19 protein-coding genes and 2 other annotated features are annotated in these 16,862 nt (G+C 36.8%); of the genes, 5 read left to right on the top strand and 14 right to left on the bottom strand.

Annotated elements, in window-relative coordinates; translation table 11 throughout:
* Nucleotides 1–9: 9 nt before the first annotated feature.
* Nucleotides 10–1,083, bottom strand: a complete 1,074-nt coding sequence (comGB, locus tag V1L66_RS08515) for a competence type IV pilus assembly protein ComGB (protein ID WP_036076168.1) — start codon at nt 1,081–1,083, stop codon at nt 10–12.
* On the bottom strand, nt 1,058–2,077 hold the full coding sequence (comGA, locus tag V1L66_RS08510) for a competence type IV pilus ATPase ComGA (protein WP_016993962.1): 1,020 nt from the start codon (nt 2,075–2,077) through the stop codon (nt 1,058–1,060). Before comGA ends, comGB begins: the two co-directional genes overlap by 26 nt.
* 327 nt (nt 2,078–2,404) lie before the next feature.
* Between comGA and V1L66_RS08505 the strand changes: the two genes are divergently transcribed.
* A complete protein-coding gene (locus tag V1L66_RS08505; RefSeq protein WP_036076172.1) occupies nt 2,405–3,115 on the top strand; it encodes a metalloregulator ArsR/SmtB family transcription factor in 711 nt (236 codons plus the stop codon).
* A 117-nt stretch (nt 3,116–3,232) separates the two neighbouring features.
* Nucleotides 3,233–3,475 carry a DUF2626 family protein gene (locus V1L66_RS08500; protein ID WP_004231035.1) on the top strand — a complete coding sequence of 81 codons (243 nt, stop codon included), beginning with the start codon at nt 3,233–3,235 and terminating at the stop codon, nt 3,473–3,475.
* Nucleotides 3,476–3,550: 75 nt separating this feature from the next.
* Here the strand turns inward: V1L66_RS08500 and V1L66_RS08495 are convergent, their stop codons facing one another.
* Complete coding sequence (locus V1L66_RS08495; RefSeq protein ID WP_016993960.1) at nt 3,551–4,195, bottom strand: MBL fold metallo-hydrolase; 645 nt, start codon at nt 4,193–4,195, stop codon at nt 3,551–3,553.
* 169 nt (nt 4,196–4,364) lie between these two features.
* On the opposite strand from V1L66_RS08495, the gene V1L66_RS08490 reads away from it, so the two are divergent.
* On the top strand, nt 4,365–4,544 hold the full coding sequence (locus tag V1L66_RS08490) for a DUF2759 domain-containing protein (protein WP_016993959.1): 180 nt from the start codon (nt 4,365–4,367) through the stop codon (nt 4,542–4,544).
* Nucleotides 4,545–4,599: 55 nt separating this feature from the next.
* Here V1L66_RS08490 and tyrS read toward each other — a convergent pair whose 3' ends face one another.
* The 5 genes from tyrS to rpmG all read right to left on the bottom strand — a co-directional run bounded on the left by tyrS (nt 4,600) and on the right by rpmG (nt 9,683).
* Entirely contained in the window at nt 4,600–5,814 is a 1,215-nt protein-coding gene (tyrS, locus tag V1L66_RS08485) for a tyrosine--tRNA ligase (RefSeq protein ID WP_333005839.1), read from the bottom strand.
* Nucleotides 5,815–5,957: 143 nt separating this feature from the next.
* Nucleotides 5,958–6,198, bottom strand: a binding site (T-box leader).
* A 251-nt stretch (nt 6,199–6,449) separates the two neighbouring features.
* A complete protein-coding gene (locus V1L66_RS08480; protein ID WP_036076177.1) occupies nt 6,450–8,345 on the bottom strand; it encodes an LTA synthase family protein in 1,896 nt (631 codons plus the stop codon).
* A 280-nt stretch (nt 8,346–8,625) separates the two neighbouring features.
* Nucleotides 8,626–8,835, bottom strand: a complete 210-nt coding sequence (locus V1L66_RS08475) for a YqgQ family protein (protein ID WP_004231021.1) — start codon at nt 8,833–8,835, stop codon at nt 8,626–8,628.
* Entirely contained in the window at nt 8,828–9,421 is a 594-nt protein-coding gene (locus V1L66_RS08470; protein ID WP_312124280.1) for a 5-formyltetrahydrofolate cyclo-ligase, read from the bottom strand. The genes V1L66_RS08475 and V1L66_RS08470 overlap by 8 nt, the downstream gene beginning before the upstream one ends.
* A gap of 112 nt (nt 9,422–9,533) precedes the next feature.
* On the bottom strand, nt 9,534–9,683 hold the full coding sequence (gene rpmG / locus V1L66_RS08465; RefSeq protein WP_008408521.1) for a 50S ribosomal protein L33: 150 nt from the start codon (nt 9,681–9,683) through the stop codon (nt 9,534–9,536).
* A 150-nt stretch (nt 9,684–9,833) separates the two neighbouring features.
* Between rpmG and V1L66_RS08460 the strand changes: the two genes are divergently transcribed.
* Together V1L66_RS08460 and V1L66_RS08455 are read left to right on the top strand one after the other, a co-directional pair.
* Nucleotides 9,834–10,286: a hypothetical protein gene (locus V1L66_RS08460; protein ID WP_258859755.1), complete on the top strand. Its 453-nt coding sequence runs from the start codon at nt 9,834–9,836 to the stop codon at nt 10,284–10,286.
* Nucleotides 10,287–10,289: 3 nt separating this feature from the next.
* A complete protein-coding gene (locus tag V1L66_RS08455; RefSeq protein WP_333005835.1) occupies nt 10,290–10,772 on the top strand; it encodes a hypothetical protein in 483 nt (160 codons plus the stop codon).
* A 43-nt stretch (nt 10,773–10,815) separates the two neighbouring features.
* Here V1L66_RS08455 and V1L66_RS08450 read toward each other — a convergent pair whose 3' ends face one another.
* The 6 genes from V1L66_RS08450 to pstB all read right to left on the bottom strand — a co-directional run bounded on the left by V1L66_RS08450 (nt 10,816) and on the right by pstB (nt 16,856).
* Entirely contained in the window at nt 10,816–11,388 is a 573-nt protein-coding gene (locus V1L66_RS08450) for an aminodeoxychorismate/anthranilate synthase component II (protein WP_036076186.1), read from the bottom strand.
* Entirely contained in the window at nt 11,385–12,770 is a 1,386-nt protein-coding gene (gene trpE / locus V1L66_RS08445) for an anthranilate synthase component I (protein WP_016992367.1), read from the bottom strand. Before trpE ends, V1L66_RS08450 begins: the two co-directional genes overlap by 4 nt.
* Nucleotides 12,771–12,908: 138 nt before the next feature.
* Nucleotides 12,909–13,119 (bottom strand) — a binding site (T-box leader).
* 39 nt (nt 13,120–13,158) lie between these two features.
* Entirely contained in the window at nt 13,159–14,226 is a 1,068-nt protein-coding gene (locus tag V1L66_RS08440; protein WP_333005832.1) for a mechanosensitive ion channel domain-containing protein, read from the bottom strand.
* 74 nt (nt 14,227–14,300) lie between these two features.
* A complete protein-coding gene (locus tag V1L66_RS08435; RefSeq protein ID WP_333005830.1) occupies nt 14,301–15,173 on the bottom strand; it encodes a hypothetical protein in 873 nt (290 codons plus the stop codon).
* Between the two features lie 177 nt (nt 15,174–15,350).
* Nucleotides 15,351–16,010 (bottom strand): phosphate signaling complex protein PhoU, encoded by a 660-nt coding sequence (gene phoU, locus V1L66_RS08430; RefSeq protein ID WP_036076190.1) that lies wholly within the window; start codon nt 16,008–16,010, stop codon nt 15,351–15,353.
* Nucleotides 16,011–16,022: 12 nt separating this feature from the next.
* The gene (gene pstB, locus V1L66_RS08425) at nt 16,023–16,856 is read right to left on the bottom strand and encodes a phosphate ABC transporter ATP-binding protein PstB (RefSeq protein WP_333005828.1); all 834 of its coding nucleotides are present in this window, start codon (nt 16,854–16,856) and stop codon (nt 16,023–16,025) included.
* Nucleotides 16,857–16,862: the final 6 nt, after the last annotated feature.

The raw sequence follows: 16,862 nt of genomic DNA, 5'->3' as shown, positions 1-16,862 counted from the left end.
ATTTACCTCCTAAACTAATTCAATCATGTGATAGATGGGTAATAATAAACTGATATAAGCTGCTATTATACAAGCAGCTATAAGGATAAAGAAGCTAGGCTGCACAAAAGCTAATATTTTTTGTAAAAGCTGCTCCTGCTTTTCCATTAATAAATCACTATACAATACTAATTCTTTTCCTAAATATCCGCTGTGCTCGCCATGCTCAACGAACATTGGAAAATCTTTTTGAAAAACGGCCATTATCGTTACCGCCTGTGTCAGTGATTCTCCAAAGATGACTCTTTCTTTTATACGCTGTGAAAGAACTTGGAGAAATGGTTGTAGCTGCTGTTCCTCTAATAGCTGAAGGCTTGCTTGTAATGAAAATCCACTTTGTAGTAAGCTGCCTAAATAAGCAGCAAACTGCCTTGTCAATGCCAGCCTAAAATAGCGCTGTATAAAGGGGATTTTTAATAAAATTGTTAGTTGATGCGCAACAGCTTGTCGTTTGAGATAGAATCGAAAAATGATTAAGCTGCCTATTACTATGAACATGGTCAAGATGACTACATCTGGGACATGTAATAACATATTGGACAATGCAATACTTGTCTCTTCTGTTTCAGAGGTACGACTGACGACCATTCTTTCAATGTTCGGTAAAAAAAATGTACGAAACACAAAAAATAACAACAATAAAAAGAACATCAGTGTGACAGGGTAGATCAGCAGCTTGATTAGCTTTTTCTTAGTCTTTTCACTTACTGTTATCTGCTTAGCCACACCTTTAAACGCTTCTATCATATGACCATTGTTTTCTGCCACCTTAATTGCCATTAAATAATGATTCCCTAGCTGTAAGATTTCAAATATCTCTGCAACACCTACTCCTTGTCTGAGCTTTTCATCAATTTGCAGCTGTATGTCCTCATGAGCTTCGATATGATGAGGTAGTAGCATGGAAATAGCTTGTGGAAATAAATATCCTTCCTGCATTAACACACATAATCGATTGAAAAGCTGAGCTTGCTCCTTTACCCGCCATTTCGTAGCCCGATTGTAAAAAAGAACAATTTTATCGATGTATGTTTGTAACTGCATATAGGCTCTCCACTAAATCTTTTTGCCCCCTTAATGTTAAGTCATAAGGAAGTTTGTAATTTCCCTTATCCTGAATGGCGGTGATGGCTCTTGATAGATGATCATCATGTAATATTTCATAGACAGCTCGACGTTCTTCATGTAGACCTGAAGTCTGAACAAGCATTTGGGCAACTATGCCGATAACCGTTTGACGAAGCTCATCTATCGACACACCTAAATCCATTAAACGATAGAGACAATTAATGGAGTCTTTTGCATGAATAGTGGAGACTACTAAGTGCCCTGTTAGGGAGGCTTGGATGGCAATATTCGCTGTTTCTTTATCGCGAATTTCACCAATCATAATGACATCAGGTGAATGACGTAAAATGGCTTTTAGTCCTGTAGCATATGTAACGCCCGCTCGCTCGTTTACTTGAATTTGAAGTAAATTCGCTTGGCTGTTTTCTACAGGATCTTCTAAAGAAATCACATGTCGATTCAATTCTGTGGAACAGTAGTGGATTAGGGAATAAAGTGAAGTAGACTTGCCAGAGCCTGTTGCTCCCGTAAAAAATAGAAGACCTTGTCTGTTTTGTACTAGCTCCATGAGTTGGTGAGCAGCGCTTTTGGAAAAGCTTAGGGAAGTTAGTGGAAATGCATGATTTTGGAGAAGTAAACGAATAATTAAGCTTTCTTTTAAAAATGCAGAAGGCAGTGTGGATACTCGAAACGAATATGAATTTTGCTCCATTGCTTTTTGAAACGCGCCGCTTTGAGGTTTACGACGCTCACTAATATCTAATTGAGCAAGAAATTTATAATAAGAGATCATTCTTTCTGCAAGTTCATTTTGTAGCTCACCCGCGTGGAGAAGTTTATCATATTTCCGAAAATAGATCCGATACTTTATGTTTCCTGGAACCAGCAATAAATCGGATGCTCCAAAATGATAGGCCTTTAGTAAAAGTTGCTCACATTTTTGTTCGACAACTGTTTCAAAACTCTGCATATATGCACCTCTCTTTTAGTTCATTCGAATAGGACCGCTCTATTCGTTATTTCCTAGTATAAGGAGGAACTCGCCACGAGAAAAGCCCTTTTCAGAAAATAAAAATTTATAAGATAATTTTCCACCAATAATGTTTTTTGCTATAAAAATGTGGATAAAGTGCAATTTTCCACTAAAAAAGAATATAAATACATGAAAAAATTAATATTTATGCCGAAATGAACTGTATCTTTTTCAATAATACAATATAATAGTATCAACATGATTATTTTCCTAACACTTGGTAGACGAACATAATTTTTATAATAATTTAAAGAGGTGAAGCTCATGATCCATCCATTAAAAATTACTAGTACACTAGCCGATGAAACAAGATACTCTATTTATGAGTACATATTGCAAGAGAAAAAAACAGTTACTGTGCAACATATTGCTGATAAATTCGGTATCCATCCAAACGTTGCTCGACTTCATTTAACGAAGCTTTCAGAAATAAACATTATTACAGCTGACTATGTAAAAACAGGTAAAGGTGGCAGACCTGGACGTGTTTATAAAGCTTCAGAAAAGGGTGTATCTCTCACTTTTCCAAGACGTGAGGAAGATCGTTTATTAAAATGGACGATTCAATTAATTGAAGACTTTGGTCCATCTGCATTAACAAAGTGCCAGGAAATTAGCTACCAAGACGGCTACCAGCAAATGAAAAATTATATGAGTGCTGAATTGACATTAAGTAATTCTCTTTCCTTCGATGAAAAACTTCAGCTATTAACGGACAATGCCGCATTAATTGGCTATATTCCACAAATTCAACAAACTGAGCATGGAAAAAAAGTAATCTTCTCCATTTTCAATTGTCCATTCCAGGAGCAACTGACATCCTATTCTGAAATTGTTTGTTCATTACATGAATCCTATTTAAAAGGGCAATTAGATGCATTGTTTACGAACAATGAATTTGTGCAAATGGAAAGTATGATACATAATTGCGATTTATGTAAATATGAAATAAACGTGACAGAAATCGATAGCTAGATTAAAAATCCATTTGTTTGTCACAAACATGGAGAAGTTCCAGTTTACAGACACCTTTCATATCATTTATAATGAGTAAGAGATTATTGTGTCGTGGGCAAAAGGAGGGGAAATTTCATGGATAATATGTATAAAGTTATGGCATTCTGGACAGGTATTTTTGCCGTTATGTTCTACCTTGGAGGTATGAACGAGGTATCGCTATTATTCTTAGGTAATACAGGTTTATTCTTATTATTAGGCTTCTTAAACCTTTCAGAACGTATGTACATGTACATTTTCGGAGCATATTTAACTGTATTCTTCGCTGGCTTCACGTACTATACAACATTCATTCACGTACCTGGTGGCGGTCATTAATACAAACAAAATCGCGTATCTCACTTTCGGTGAGATACGCTTTTTTATGTGCTAAAACAGTTTATTAGTCAAATTTTAAAATCCATTTAAAAAAGGATTTGTCTCCATTTCTGCGCCTACAGTAGTATAATTACCGTGTCCAGGATAAATAATAGTATCCTCAGGTAATGTCAACAGTTTATTATGGATAGATTCCAATAAGATTTTGGTTGATCCACCTAATAGATCTGTACGTCCTACACCCTGTTCAAATAATGTGTCTCCAACGATGGCAAAACCGTCCTTTTCAAAGATATAGGAAATACTCCCAGGTGAATGCCCTGGTGTAAAAACGGCTTGAAAAACAAAATTACTCATTTCAAATTGCTGTTCTTTTTTGATGATTGTGTCTTGTGCTGGTGCAGCTACCCTATAATCTGGTAATGCAGCATATTTACTAGAGCCATTCTTCGTTGGATCCGCTAGCCAACTAACTTCCTTTTCATGAATCCATACAGGCACATCAAATACCTCACGCACTGCATCCACTGCCCCTATATGATCAAAATGGGCATGTGTTAAAAAGATAGCAAGAGGTTTTAAGCCGTTGCTACGGATTGTTTTAATGAGACGCTCCGCTTCCTCGCCTGGATCAAATACGATACATTCTTTTTCTTTATTCGATACGATATAGCAATTCGTTTGGACGGGACCAAGAGAATAACTTCGTACGTTCATCATAGTTATCACCTCAACTTCCTATTATACAGACTTTGCCACAATTTGACGATAAATGTTCATAGTTTGCAGTATTTTAGTCCTCGACAAAAACAAGTAGAACGTTTACAATTAAGGAGGAATATTGTTTGCGACATTCATTTTCTGATGTCGAAAGGAGTGTCTATTTTTAATGAACTTATTAATGGTTATTTTTGGTCTAGTAGCGATTTTAGCTGTAGTTGGTACATTCCAAGCAATTAAAGAAAAGAACCTATTAAGCGTTGTTTTCAACTTATTAAGTGCTGCTGTATTCGGATGGTTCGTCATCATGACGATTGTTCACAGCGGTTACCCACCAAAATTACACTAAAATTCAGACAAAAAAAGAGCAGTCTCCTCGGAGATTGCTCTTTTTTTGTTTGTTATTACTTATTGAGTTGAAGAAATCGTTTCTTGCCCAATTGTAGGACATCATTATTCATTAATACTTGTGATAAATCATCCATCGCTATCTTTTCTCCATTCAAGGAGACTCCATTTTGCTTGATTAACCGCAAAAACTCACTCTTACTATGAATAAAACCTATTTCCACTAGTTGTGGAATGATATCCATTATTCTTTCCTTATCAATTTCTAAGAGCAGTATGGGAATGTTTTTGGGTATTTCCTTTCTTTGAAATGCTGCTTCAAAATAAGCTCTTGCTTCCTCCATTGCTGTAGGTCCATGATATAAAGTCGTTATAATTTCTGCTAATAGAAATTTCAAATCGCGGGGATTCTCTCCCCTTTGTAGTCTCTCTTTAATAGCCTGCACTTTTAGTGGATGCTCATCTGTTGCTAATTCGAAATATTTGATAATTAAAGTATCTGGTATTTCCATCACTTTTTTAAACATAATCTCAGGTGCTTCATTGATACCAATATAATTACCTAAGCTCTTACTCATTTTTTCAATGCCATCTAATCCCTCTAGTAGGGGCATAAAAATAGCAATTTGTTTTTCTAATCCTCGATGCTTTTGTAAGGTGCGCCCCATTAGAATATTGAACGTCTGATCCGTTCCACCTAACTCTATATCTGCCTCAAGCTCTACCGAATCATACGCTTGCATAAGTGGGTAGAAAAACTCATGTATGCCAATTGGTATGTGCTGTTGGTAACGTTTCTGAAAATCCTCGCGCTCTAAAAGTCGAGCAACAGATGTTGTGGCTGCTAGCTTGATGACTTCTTCAAAGGACAGTTTTGCTAACCATTCACTATTAAAACGAACCGTTGTCTTGTTTATATCTAACACTTTAAAAATTTGCTCACAATATGTTTGGGCGTTTTTCTTTACTGTATCGTCGTTTAAGGCTGTTCGCCCCTTTGCTTTACCTGTAGGATCGCCAATTCGTCCTGTAAAATCACCGATCACAATAACTGCTTGATGGCCTAAATCTTGCATTTGCTTGATTTTTCGTAGAACAACAGCATGACCTAAATGAATATCTGGTGCGGACGGATCGAGCCCTAGCTTAATCGTTAAAGGCAGCTGTTCCTTATACGATCGCTCTAATTTTCCAAGTAAATCCTGCTCATCTACGATCTTGCTAGCGCCTTTCTTGATAATTGCTATTTGCTCCTTTGGTGTTAAAAACATACGAAACATCTCCTTGTAATATTAAATATTAATATTGCAAGCTCTATAAGAGTTCATGAGGTACTGACTGTTGACAAGGCTTTACTAACTTTTATCTAAATCCACTGCTTAAAAGGCATAAAAAAAACGCCTTTAGGAAATTCCTAAAGGACGTAGATAAACGTGTTACCACCTTTTTTCGAGAGCTATTCACATAGCCCTCCTCAACAAGTACAGCCGTAGCGATACTTCTGCAATGATTACGGATGCAACCCCGTCGTAGCCTACTTAAGTTTCGGTACGCAGCTCCAAGATGTATTCACTTTAATATCCCTTTCGCCTCTCAACAACCGGCTACTCTCTGTCAGTTCCATTAAAGTTACTCGTTCTTTTCGATGCCTTTCACTCTTATACTCCGAAATGCGAAAAACAAATCTTCGTTATGCAGATATTTACACTTATTATAATCATCTCTTTTTCTTTGTCAATAGAGAAAGGTCAATAAAGTGTTTTCACTTGCCTAGCGTAGTAACATTGTGAAGGGTGTTTTCTTAAGCATAAGATTCACAAATAAATTTTATAAATGGTTGCATGTGACTAATTCCTTTTTATCTGCAATATAAAAAGAGAGATCTCTACACGAGATCTCTCTTTGATTATTTTACTGAATCCTGCTTTAAATTACCTGTTTTTTCGTCATAGAAGCGAAGTAAGTCTCCATTGATGATGGCATCGGAGTTTTCTAGCTCCATAGTGGCACGATCAGCATAAGGCTGACATGGCTCAACATCTATTTCTTCGCCAGTTGCTTTGTCATAGCAAGCTTCACCAGCATAGACGTATTTATCTGTAATAAAGCGTCCATCACGGAAGACTACAAAGTCCTCATGCTCTGGAGAGAATAAATCTGCACCCATTTGCATATCTTTGGACGTTTCAACGCCAAGAAGATGTAAGATCGTTGGACGTAAATCCATTTGTCCTGAAATCTCAGTCATTTCTTTTCCATCGCCAGCTCCTGGGATGTGGATGAATAAAGGTACTTCTTGAAGCATTGCATTATCCATTGGTGTAATTTGATCTTTTCCTAAATATTGTGCCATTGCTTTATTATGGTTCTCAGAAATACCATAGTGATCCCCATACATCACGATAATAGAGTTATCATAGACACCTTGATCTTTTAACTGTTGGAAGAAGTCTTTTAAAGCTTCATCCATGTAGCGTACTGTTTGGAAGTAACGATTTAATGTACCTGAATTTGAATCATATTCAGGAATCATAATATCTTCTGGGTCCAATGTAAATGGATAATGGTTCGTTAATGTAATAAGTCTAGAGTAGAATGGCTGTGGCATATCTTTCATTAAAGCAGCTGATTGCTCTAAGAATGGAACATCTTTCATTCCCCAGTTTACAGCTTGCCCCTCTTCCACAGTATATGAATCTATATCGTAGAATTTATTAATTTTTAACGATTGGTACATCATGTCACGATTCCAGAATGATTTATTATTAGGGTGCATGACATTTGTAAAGTAACCATTTTCTCCAAGGCGTTCAGCCATTGAATTATACGTATTTCCACCATGCGTGAAGAATACAGCACCTCGACCTAAGCCAAACAATGAGTTTTCAACAATAAACTCAGAGTCAGATGTTTTTCCTAAACCTGTTTGGTGATAGAAGTTACTGAAATAATACGTATCTTTATCTTTTGTTAAAGAGTTTAAGAATGGCGTAATCTCATGACCATTCATGTCATTATTGATGACAAAGTTTTGTAATGACTCCATTGACACAACAATTAGGTTACGACCTTTATATTTGCCAAACATCTCTGGATTCACAGCAGCCTGATTAGAGCGTATATAGTTGTTTACTTCTACTAGCTCACTACCATCGGCTAACGCACGTTGTGCAGATGATTTAGATTGAATATAAATGTCATACAAGTGGTAATTGTACGTACCAATGTTTTTTACTAATAATTCGCGGTCAAAACTACGTGTTAGTAATTGTGGACGCTCCGTTTCTGCTAATCCTAAATTTAAGAATGTCATTGCTATTGCAAGCACAAAAAATGCACGACGGAATTCAATATTCACTTTAAATGCATCTTTCATTCTCGGTAAAAATTTATTCGCTAAGATTAAGATAACGACATCAACGAAATATAATACATCCCAAGGCTCAACAATGGCTGCTACTGATGTTCCTAAGTCACTAAAGTTACTTGTTTGGAATAATACTGGTAGCGTAATAAAATCATTGTAGAATCGATAGAACGCTACATTTCCGTATAAAACTATGGATAAAATAACGCTGACTGTAATCAGATAACGATTTCTAGCTTTTGCTGATTTAAAGAATAGTGATAAACCATACGTAAATAGCAAGAAGCTTAATGGATTAATAAATAAAATAAACTGTTGCATTGCATTTTCAATTTTCATTTCAAAGCTTGTGTGGTAAACAATGACCGTTTTGATCCAAGTTGCTATAATTGCTAGTATCATAAATGAATGTTTAGGCCACTTTATTGATTTCATTCCTAACATCCTCCCTACTTCCTTACAAAAAAATAATAATTATTTACATTTTGTTACGGAAACAAAATATATATTAATCCTTTTTTAACAGATAATCAACACATATCTTATGGAAAATTTTTTCTCTTTGCTCTTTCTATGCACCAGATATCTATATATACGTTTTGCATTGTAAAAAGTTTCGTAAAAACATAAAAACAGCGGAAACCCACTGTTTTTCAGAATATTACATACATGTTACATTAATTTTACAATACCCAATTACATTATATTTCAAACATTACTTTTTATGCTCTTCCATACGAAGTCTTGTTGTTTCTTGTCGAATAAGTAGCAAGGCCATTTGATAATCTTTTATATCTAGTACATTCGCTTTATAGAGCTCACGTATTTCATCCTCCATCAACATCAAATCGCCAATTGGATCACGTGTATAAATATAGGTCCCATATGTTTTCAAGAGTTCATAAATATCTAGCATTTTATCCATTTTCATTCGCTCCTCGTTGTGCAACACAGTCAATACGTTTTGTGGGCGTCACCATGATATCTACTGGGCAATCATGTGCTTCAGTAGGAACACAATCAATGATTTGCTCATCAAAGAGCAGCGACATTAGCTTACCCTTATTATAGTTTAATACATAGCGGTCATAATAACCACCGCCATAGCCGATTCGATAACCGTATGGATCAAAAACAACGCCTGGTACAACAATGATATCCATCTCATTTGCGTCAACAAACTCACATATTGCTGGAATGGGCTCACGCAAATGCATATATACAGTTTCAAGCTGTGAAAATGATTCAATGACGTAAAATGACATTTCTCTTGTTTTCGGGTGACACTTAGGAACTGCGACCTTTTTACCTAGTTTCCATAATTCCTCAATTAAAAGAATTGTGTCGACTTCTGGCATATTTGAAATAGTCATGCCAATTGTTTTTGCTTCTATTATATATGGTTCCTGTAGCACCTTTTTTAACACAGCTAATGATTGATGATGATAGTCTTCATCCGTCATAGTTGCAAGGGCTTGACGTACCGTGTTTCGTAAGGTTGTTTTATCCATTTAGGCTACCTCCTCTATCGGAAAACTTCATATCCTCTTGGAATCGTTTCATCGAATGATTTCATAAAATGTAGAAAGCCAAAACCACTTGTGGTTTTGGCTTAATGAGCGATTACTTAGTTTCACGGTGAAGAGTGTATTTCTTCTCGCGAGAGCAATATTTTTTAAGTTCAAGACGCTCTGGATTGTTACGCTTGTTCTTTTTAGAAATGTAGTTACGTTCGCCGCAATCTGTGCAAGCTAAAGTAATATTTACGCGCATCATTAACCCTCCCACTCTATATCAAGAATTTAAATTTGAGCATGATTTATACGACTAACCTATTATAACATAAACTGAAAAAAAATCTACCTTCATTTCATATTAAGTTTGCATATGGTAAAATATCTTATAATTACATACTACATTGAGGTGAAACTATTGGATTTATCCATCGTATTAATGAGTATTGGCATTTTACTGATTATTATTTCGTTCTTTTTCAAAAATAGCTCGAAAAAAATCGAACAAGATGTCGAAGAATTATCTATCTCCATTTTCCAAGAAACGAATAATTTAAAGCGTCGCCTTAAGATTGTCGAGGAAGAACTTTTACTAGAGCCCGAGTTCCAAGTGAAATCAAAAACAAGTATACCTCCAAAAGGTCAAGATCCTAAAGTGCACCAAGTCATGCAGGCTGTTCAACAGGCTGCACAGGCTTCAAAAGTTGGACAAACAACAGCACCAGCAAAACCGATTCATCAAATCATCATTAGTCAGGTACTGGAATTAAATAAACAGGGTCTTTCTGTAGCAGATATTAGCATACGCTCAAATTTAACAGAAGAGCAAGTTCGGCAAGTGATTGCAAACGGGGGGCGTTGATTGATGAATAAGTCTGCCATTCGTGCATTTGGCATAGCTATTTTTCTTGTTGGGGCATTACTCGCACTCGCAAGTCGCTTCGATGTAAATATCGGTCTTCCTACCAAGGAATTTTCCAATCAACAACAGGTAGAAGCACTACAAAACAAGCTAAAGAAGGCCAATCAAGAAATTGCCTCGTTAAAGGATCAATTAAAGCAAGTACATACGACTGAAAAAACTTCTACGACAGATGCAACTGAACAAGCTGGTGAAGAAACGAATACGAATGTTACAACGATGTCACTGCAAATCTATAGTGGTATCACACCGTATAGTGTGGCACAAAAGCTTGAAGACGGTGGCATTATTACCAATAGTGTGGAAATGGAGTTACTACTCGCTAATCCTAAATATGCGAGAAGCTTACAAATCGGCTCCTATGAGGTCCATTCTTCCATGACTTTAGAAGAAATAGCTAATTTAATTACAGGCAAGAAACAATAACTTACAAAGCTGTCGCCCATTATATTAGGCGACAGCTTTTTTATTACGCTATACTTTCTAGGAAGGCTTGCATCATACTACTGCCTTCTTTTGTACCGATTGATTCGGGGTGAAACTGCAGCCCATAGAGAGGATAATCTTTATGTTGAATGGCCATAATCTCCCCGTCATCACCCGATGTTGCAAGTATCTTAAAATCCTTGTGTAATGTTTGCTCTTCAATAATAAGTGAATGATACCGCATAACCTCGATATCTCCATCTAATTGGGCAAATAAACCAGTTTTCTCATATTGTAATGGGGACAGCTTTCCATGCATAATGTTTGTGGCTTGCACAATATTTGCGCCAAAAGCCTGCCCTATAGATTGATGTCCAAGACAAATACCTAAAATAGGGAATTTTTGATAGAGTTCCTTGATGACCTCTATCGTTATACCTGCGTCATCTGGCGTTCCTGGTCCTGGTGATAAAATAATGGCTTCTGGCGATAATTTTTGAATTTCTTCTATAGTAATGGCATCATTTCGCACAACCTTGACGCTTTTTCCAAGCATACTGATTTGTTGAAATAAATTATAGGTAAAAGAATCGTAGTTATCAATTAATAAAATCATTTTTTTACCTCCAATAGGGCACGGGCCTTATTCAGCGTTTCTTCATATTCTGACAATGGAATCGAATCGTAAACAATACCTGCTCCTGCCTGCACATGTGCCTTTTGATCTTTGATGAGCATCGTGCGAATCGCGAGGGCCAAGTCCATATCACCAGTTGTCGAAATATAACCTACTGCTCCCGCATACACCCCACGTTTTACTGGTTCTAATTCATTAATCAATTGCATGGCGCGTATTTTAGGTGCCCCTGATACTGTACCAGCAGGTAAACAAGCGCGAAGTACATCCAGTACATGGAGGTCATCTCGTAATTCGGCAATAACCTCAGACACCATATGCATCACATATTTATAGCGCTCAATATTCATGTATTTGACTAGCTTGACGGAACCGACTTTAGCAATACGTCCAAGATCATTACGACCTAAATCCACTAACATACGGTGCTCAGCTATTTCCTTGCTATCTTCTAACAAGGCATTTGCGATTGCTTCATCCTGTTCTGTTGTCGTGCCACGTGGCTTTGTCCCTGCTATTGGGTTGGTTGTCACTTTTCGATTTCTTACTTTTACAAGACTTTCTGGGGATGTTCCTAAAATAACATAGTCTCCATAATCCATATAGAACATATAGGGTGACGGATTGGATGTGCGTAATTGACGATAAAGTGAGAAGGGCGAACCTGTAAACGGTGCTGAAAAGCGTTGCGATAACACAATTTGGAAAATATCACCTCGTAAAATATGCCGCTTTGCACGTTCTACTAAGGTCACGAACCGCTCCTTTGAAATCATTGGCTTAAACTGTAGCTCATCCACCTTTAATGCCTCAAAGGTCGTACCTGCACAAAGCTGTTGCTCCATTGTCGCAATAGCAGCTTCCATCTCCACTAAGGAACGTCCCTCCTGAAATAGGTCAATTGAAGCTAGTGTAATTTCCTGTGTTACATGATCAAAAACAATAAATGTATCATAGAAAAAAACATGAACATCAGGCATCGCTAAATCATCCTGTAAATAGTCACCAATTTTTTCTGTGTAAAATGCCGTTTCATAGCCAAAGAAACCTATGGCTCCTCCAAAGAAAGCAAAAGGATAGTTTTCTTCATGAAAGGGTATTATGGCTTTTAATCGATCAAGCACATTGCCTTTAACCTTGTCATTTTCTGCTCCTTTTGAGAAAACGAATTCTTCGTTATTTCCTTTTATCTCAGCCACTGGATTGATGGCGATAAAGGAATAGCGCCCACTTTCCTCATGTTTCGCTGATGATTCGAACAACATTTTATGCTGCCCTTTAAGTGATTGATACACAGAGATTGGGGTCATCATATCCCCCTGCAATACTTTCATAGCATACTTTCTAAGCTCAACTGTCATACTCTTCTCTCCTTCTCTAAGCTCTGCTCTTCTACACCTTATCTATCTTTAGCAACAGTGATCTGCCAAAGTCTTTCTCTTCATTCAGCTAAAACATTTGCTGTCTAAAGATAAAAATATAAAAAGGCCTTTCCATCACAAAAGGACGGAAAAGCCGTGGTGCCACCTTCATTGGTCTTCTGATATGAAGACCCTCTTTAAGCCTTATAACGTAGGCATCCGCTAATCCATACTGTTTTCAGGATTAGAGCTCCGAAGTCCATTCACTAAACATTTGTACTAGTTTCCACCAACCACTAGCTCTCTATGACAAATTGTACTAGCTACTACTCTTCATCAAAGCTGATTTCTTGGTAATATTGTAAAGCAAAGTATCTTACAATTCAATTTATTTCTTTCGTAGATTTTCATCTTCATGATGGCTAGCTAACGTAATCGATAACTCCCCCATTATTTGACGAATGGCAAATAAAATATCCTGCCGCACTTCCAGCATAACAGCGGTATCATTTGTCGCAACAAAGAATCGAACAAGCACGCGATACGAATCATGATGAAATTCATCTATAAATACATGAATCATGTCTTTCTCTGTTTTAGCATGTAAATAAATTTCCTTATGAATAGCCGTTAAAGCGCTGCGTAGATCGTCCTCGTCATTATCGGCAGTGACATATAAAAATTGCTCACATTTCCGTTTTTCTCGTTTAGATAAATTATACAGTGGACGATTCACTAAATAGGAGTTCGGTACATACACAAGCCCTTTGTCTCCTGTTTGAATTAAGGTACTTCTTAAATTGATATCCTCAATCGTTCCTTCAATTTTTTGATCCTCTGTCGCGATCCAATCTCCTATTTGGAATGGATTATCTAAGGCTACGGACATACCACCAAATACATGCGCTAGTGTATCGCGAATCCCAAAGGCAATCGCTACTCCGGTTAAACCGATGCCTGTTAAAAAGCCATTCAGATTAAAATCCCAAAAGGAAGCAATGGTAAACATAGCAAAAATCATGATAAGTACTTTACCGATTCGTAGGAAAAACGGTAATAAAACATTCTGATCCTCTTCGCTCGTTAATTCAAATGGTTGTTTCGTATAAAAATTTAACACATCATAAATTCCTTTAAAAGCAAAAAACACCATAATAGACAATACAAAATTCTTTGTTGATGGCTGCGTAAATAAAGGAACTTTTATTAAATAAGATAAGCTTAGCACAATGACCGTCGTCATAAAGGCATAGCCAATTGCTTTACTAAATTGCGCAAGGACATTTGCCTGAAAATTGCGCTGACGATCTTTTAAAAATATTACGACACGATGAATAATTTTTTTGATAATGAAACGTTGAATAAGCCACCCGACTAAACAAATAATGATGGCAATTAAGCCATCTAACCAAGTTGGGACTGTAAATTTAGGTAATAACCAATGTAATGAATCCATGTATTTCTCCTTTAACTACCTATGTATCGCCAGCAAAAAGGAGCCGACCTTCAGTAATGGTTAGCCCCTTTTTGTTATTGTATGGCATCATCTGCAAAAAAAGCCTTGCTAGCAAACCAAAATTGCTGTTTATTAAAATTATGTTCATGCATGGCAATCACCGAAAATTCAGCATGATATTTTTGCTTCATTTCCTTTAGCATACTTTTAGCTTGCTTGCCAACGAGATGCTGCCCATCAATAGGTGTTCCTTCTGTAAAAATAATGACATCTGCCTCTGTGCCTAGTTGATTTTCCTGTAACAATGCTTTCACAAACTGTAAAACAGGTAAAATGGCTGCCTCTCCCTTTGCCTTATATTCGATAAAACTTTTAAAATCAGCTAAATTTAAATGACCATTTTCAAAGCGGTAGTGGACATGAATTTGTCGATCATACGGTACGATATATAAATCACGGCCTTCTCGATGTGCACTCATAAATAACGCTAAAATCATACTTTTACAAATTTCAGAATAAGCAGCCATGCCTGTCGTTTGTTCTAAACAAATAATCATCGGACCAGGGTCTTGTTGATAATCATGAAAGGGTACATAGTAAATATTTCCGCTTTTTGTTGTCTGTTGCTTGAGCTTTTGACGTCTGAGCTCTGACCATTTTCGTTCATAGTACTGGCGTTGCTCTTTGCCGTTTGCTAGGCGTTCAGCCTGCTCAATTGCAGGGATATTCTCTTGGATTTCATGCATTATATCTGTCAATTCTAGAGCAAATGCTGCCATATTTCGTAATGGCTCACTCTTGAAAAAATAATCGATAAAATAATGTTGTTCCCCTTCACTTAACTCCTCTATATGCAGGTTTTCATAGAGAAAACGTAAATAGTCAAGTTGTTCTATTGTCAACTGCTTGTCAAATTGCTTGATGAGGGTTTCCATTGCATCATTCATATAGCAGCACCTCCTAAGCACCACATTTTTTGGATAATGTCTATAGTATAACCAAATTTTTTTTTTGACAATACAAAAACGCTCGCTATAAAGACGCTACAACAAAAGACAATGTTGCTCCTTCAGGGAATATTTTTATGCAAATGAAAAAAAGAGCTAAAAAACAGCTCTTCTCTCTTAATTATTTAACTCATAATGTTTGCCTTTTACTAAGTAAAATAGATGCTCTGCAATATTTGTTGCATGATCAGCAGAACGTTCTAAATAGCGGCAAATAAATGTTAGGTGCGTAATCTGTGAAATATGGGATGGGTTTTCTACCCCAGCACGAAGTAAAAGTGTAATCGTTGCCCCGTATAAATCGTCCACATAATCATCTAATTCTGCAATCTCTTTAGCACGTACCGTATCTTCCTCAGTAAAGGCCTTCATGATACTTTCTAGCATTTCTACTGTTTTATTGCACATGGTTTGGAGATTCGTTATAGGAAAAATCATCGGTTCTTTGCCAATTCGAATTGCTTCTTTAGCTATATTAACCGCATAGTCGCCTACTCTTTCCATATCCGATGCTGCCTTTACAAGAACCATGAGACGGCGTAAATCCGTTGCCACTGGTTGTTGCTTGGCAATCATTAAGATTACATGGTCATTAATTTCTTCTTCAAGCCGATTAATGATTAAATCGTCTTCTAAAATTTTTAAGGCCTTTTCTAAATCCTGCTCCACCAATGCTTCAAACGCTGTTTTTAAAGCTATGATACTACTGTTGGCAATTGCAAGAAATTGCCCCTGTACCTCTTTTAACTCTTGTTCAAAACGTTCACGTACGATCATTCATTGCCCTCCTTAGCCGAAACGTCCTGAAATATAGTCTTCTGTACGTTGATCTGCTGGTGTTTGGAAAATAACATCCGTTTTATCGTACTCGACAACCTCTCCACTTAGGAAGAATGCTGTACGATCAGAAATACGTGCCGCTTGCTGCATATTATGTGTCACAATGACAATCGAATAATCCTTTTTCAGTTCTTGTACAAGCTCTTCCACTTTCAACGTAGAAATCGGGTCTAAGGCAGATGTTGGCTCATCCATTAAGATGACATCAGGCTCAATCGCTAAGCAGCGTGCAATACAAATACGTTGTTGCTGACCACCTGATAATCCGTAGGCATTTTGATTCAAACGATCTTTTACCTCATCCCAAATGGCTGCCCCTCTTAGTGATTTCTCCACAATTTCATCTAGAATTTTTTTATTTTTAATACCATGAATTCTTGGTCCGTAGGCAATGTTATCATAAATAGATTTTGGGAATGGGTTTGGCTTTTGGAACACCATTCCCACACGTGTTCTTAATTCCTCTACCGTATAGTTTTTATCTAAAATATTACGCTCACGATATAAAATTTCTCCTGATGTACGAACGATTGGTACAAGTTCAACCATGCGGTTTAATGTTTTTAGATACGTAGATTTCCCACAGCCAGATGGCCCAATAATCGCCGTTACTTCATTTTCATAGATGCTTAAATTAACATCTTTTAAGCCATGGTGATCACCATACCATAGGTTTAAATTTCGTGTATCGTAGACAATATTTTTCGCCACATCTGTTATAGACTTCGTCGTTGTTTGATTCCGTTTGACAATTGTTTTTTCCTCTTTAAAATCTAGTACCATAAGGTC

This window comes from Lysinibacillus sp. IITD104 (genome assembly GCF_036698265.2).
In the GTDB taxonomy this organism is placed as follows: Bacteria; Bacillota; Bacilli; order Bacillales_A; family Planococcaceae; genus Lysinibacillus; species Lysinibacillus boronitolerans.
The sequence above is the reverse complement of the archived record's forward strand: the minus strand, read 5'-3'. Positions and strand labels throughout refer to the sequence as shown.

Excerpts from the sequence above, each read along its gene's own strand:
- comGB (WP_036076168.1), bottom strand. The coding sequence starts at position 1,083 with ATGCAGTTACAAACATACATCGATAAAATTGTTCTTTTTTACAATCGG.
- comGA (WP_016993962.1), bottom strand. The coding sequence starts at position 2,077 with ATGCAGAGTTTTGAAACAGTTGTCGAACAAAAATGTGAGCAACTTTTA.
- V1L66_RS08505 (WP_036076172.1), top strand. The coding sequence starts at position 2,405 with ATGATCCATCCATTAAAAATTACTAGTACACTAGCCGATGAAACAAGA.
- V1L66_RS08500 (WP_004231035.1), top strand. The coding sequence starts at position 3,233 with ATGGATAATATGTATAAAGTTATGGCATTCTGGACAGGTATTTTTGCC.
- V1L66_RS08495 (WP_016993960.1), bottom strand. The coding sequence starts at position 4,195 with ATGATGAACGTACGAAGTTATTCTCTTGGTCCCGTCCAAACGAATTGC.
- V1L66_RS08490 (WP_016993959.1), top strand. The coding sequence starts at position 4,365 with ATGAACTTATTAATGGTTATTTTTGGTCTAGTAGCGATTTTAGCTGTA.
- tyrS (WP_333005839.1), bottom strand. The coding sequence starts at position 5,814 with ATGTTTTTAACACCAAAGGAGCAAATAGCAATTATCAAGAAAGGCGCT.
- V1L66_RS08480 (WP_036076177.1), bottom strand. The coding sequence starts at position 8,345 with ATGAAATCAATAAAGTGGCCTAAACATTCATTTATGATACTAGCAATT.
- V1L66_RS08475 (WP_004231021.1), bottom strand. The coding sequence starts at position 8,835 with ATGGATAAAATGCTAGATATTTATGAACTCTTGAAAACATATGGGACC.
- V1L66_RS08470 (WP_312124280.1), bottom strand. The coding sequence starts at position 9,421 with ATGGATAAAACAACCTTACGAAACACGGTACGTCAAGCCCTTGCAACT.
- rpmG (WP_008408521.1), bottom strand. The coding sequence starts at position 9,683 with ATGCGCGTAAATATTACTTTAGCTTGCACAGATTGCGGCGAACGTAAC.
- V1L66_RS08455 (WP_333005835.1), top strand. The coding sequence starts at position 10,290 with ATGAATAAGTCTGCCATTCGTGCATTTGGCATAGCTATTTTTCTTGTT.
- V1L66_RS08450 (WP_036076186.1), bottom strand. The coding sequence starts at position 11,388 with ATGATTTTATTAATTGATAACTACGATTCTTTTACCTATAATTTATTT.
- trpE (WP_016992367.1), bottom strand. The coding sequence starts at position 12,770 with ATGACAGTTGAGCTTAGAAAGTATGCTATGAAAGTATTGCAGGGGGAT.
- V1L66_RS08440 (WP_333005832.1), bottom strand. The coding sequence starts at position 14,226 with ATGGATTCATTACATTGGTTATTACCTAAATTTACAGTCCCAACTTGG.
- V1L66_RS08435 (WP_333005830.1), bottom strand. The coding sequence starts at position 15,173 with ATGAATGATGCAATGGAAACCCTCATCAAGCAATTTGACAAGCAGTTG.
- phoU (WP_036076190.1), bottom strand. The coding sequence starts at position 16,010 with ATGATCGTACGTGAACGTTTTGAACAAGAGTTAAAAGAGGTACAGGGG.
- pstB (WP_333005828.1), bottom strand. The coding sequence starts at position 16,856 with ATGGTACTAGATTTTAAAGAGGAAAAAACAATTGTCAAACGGAATCAA.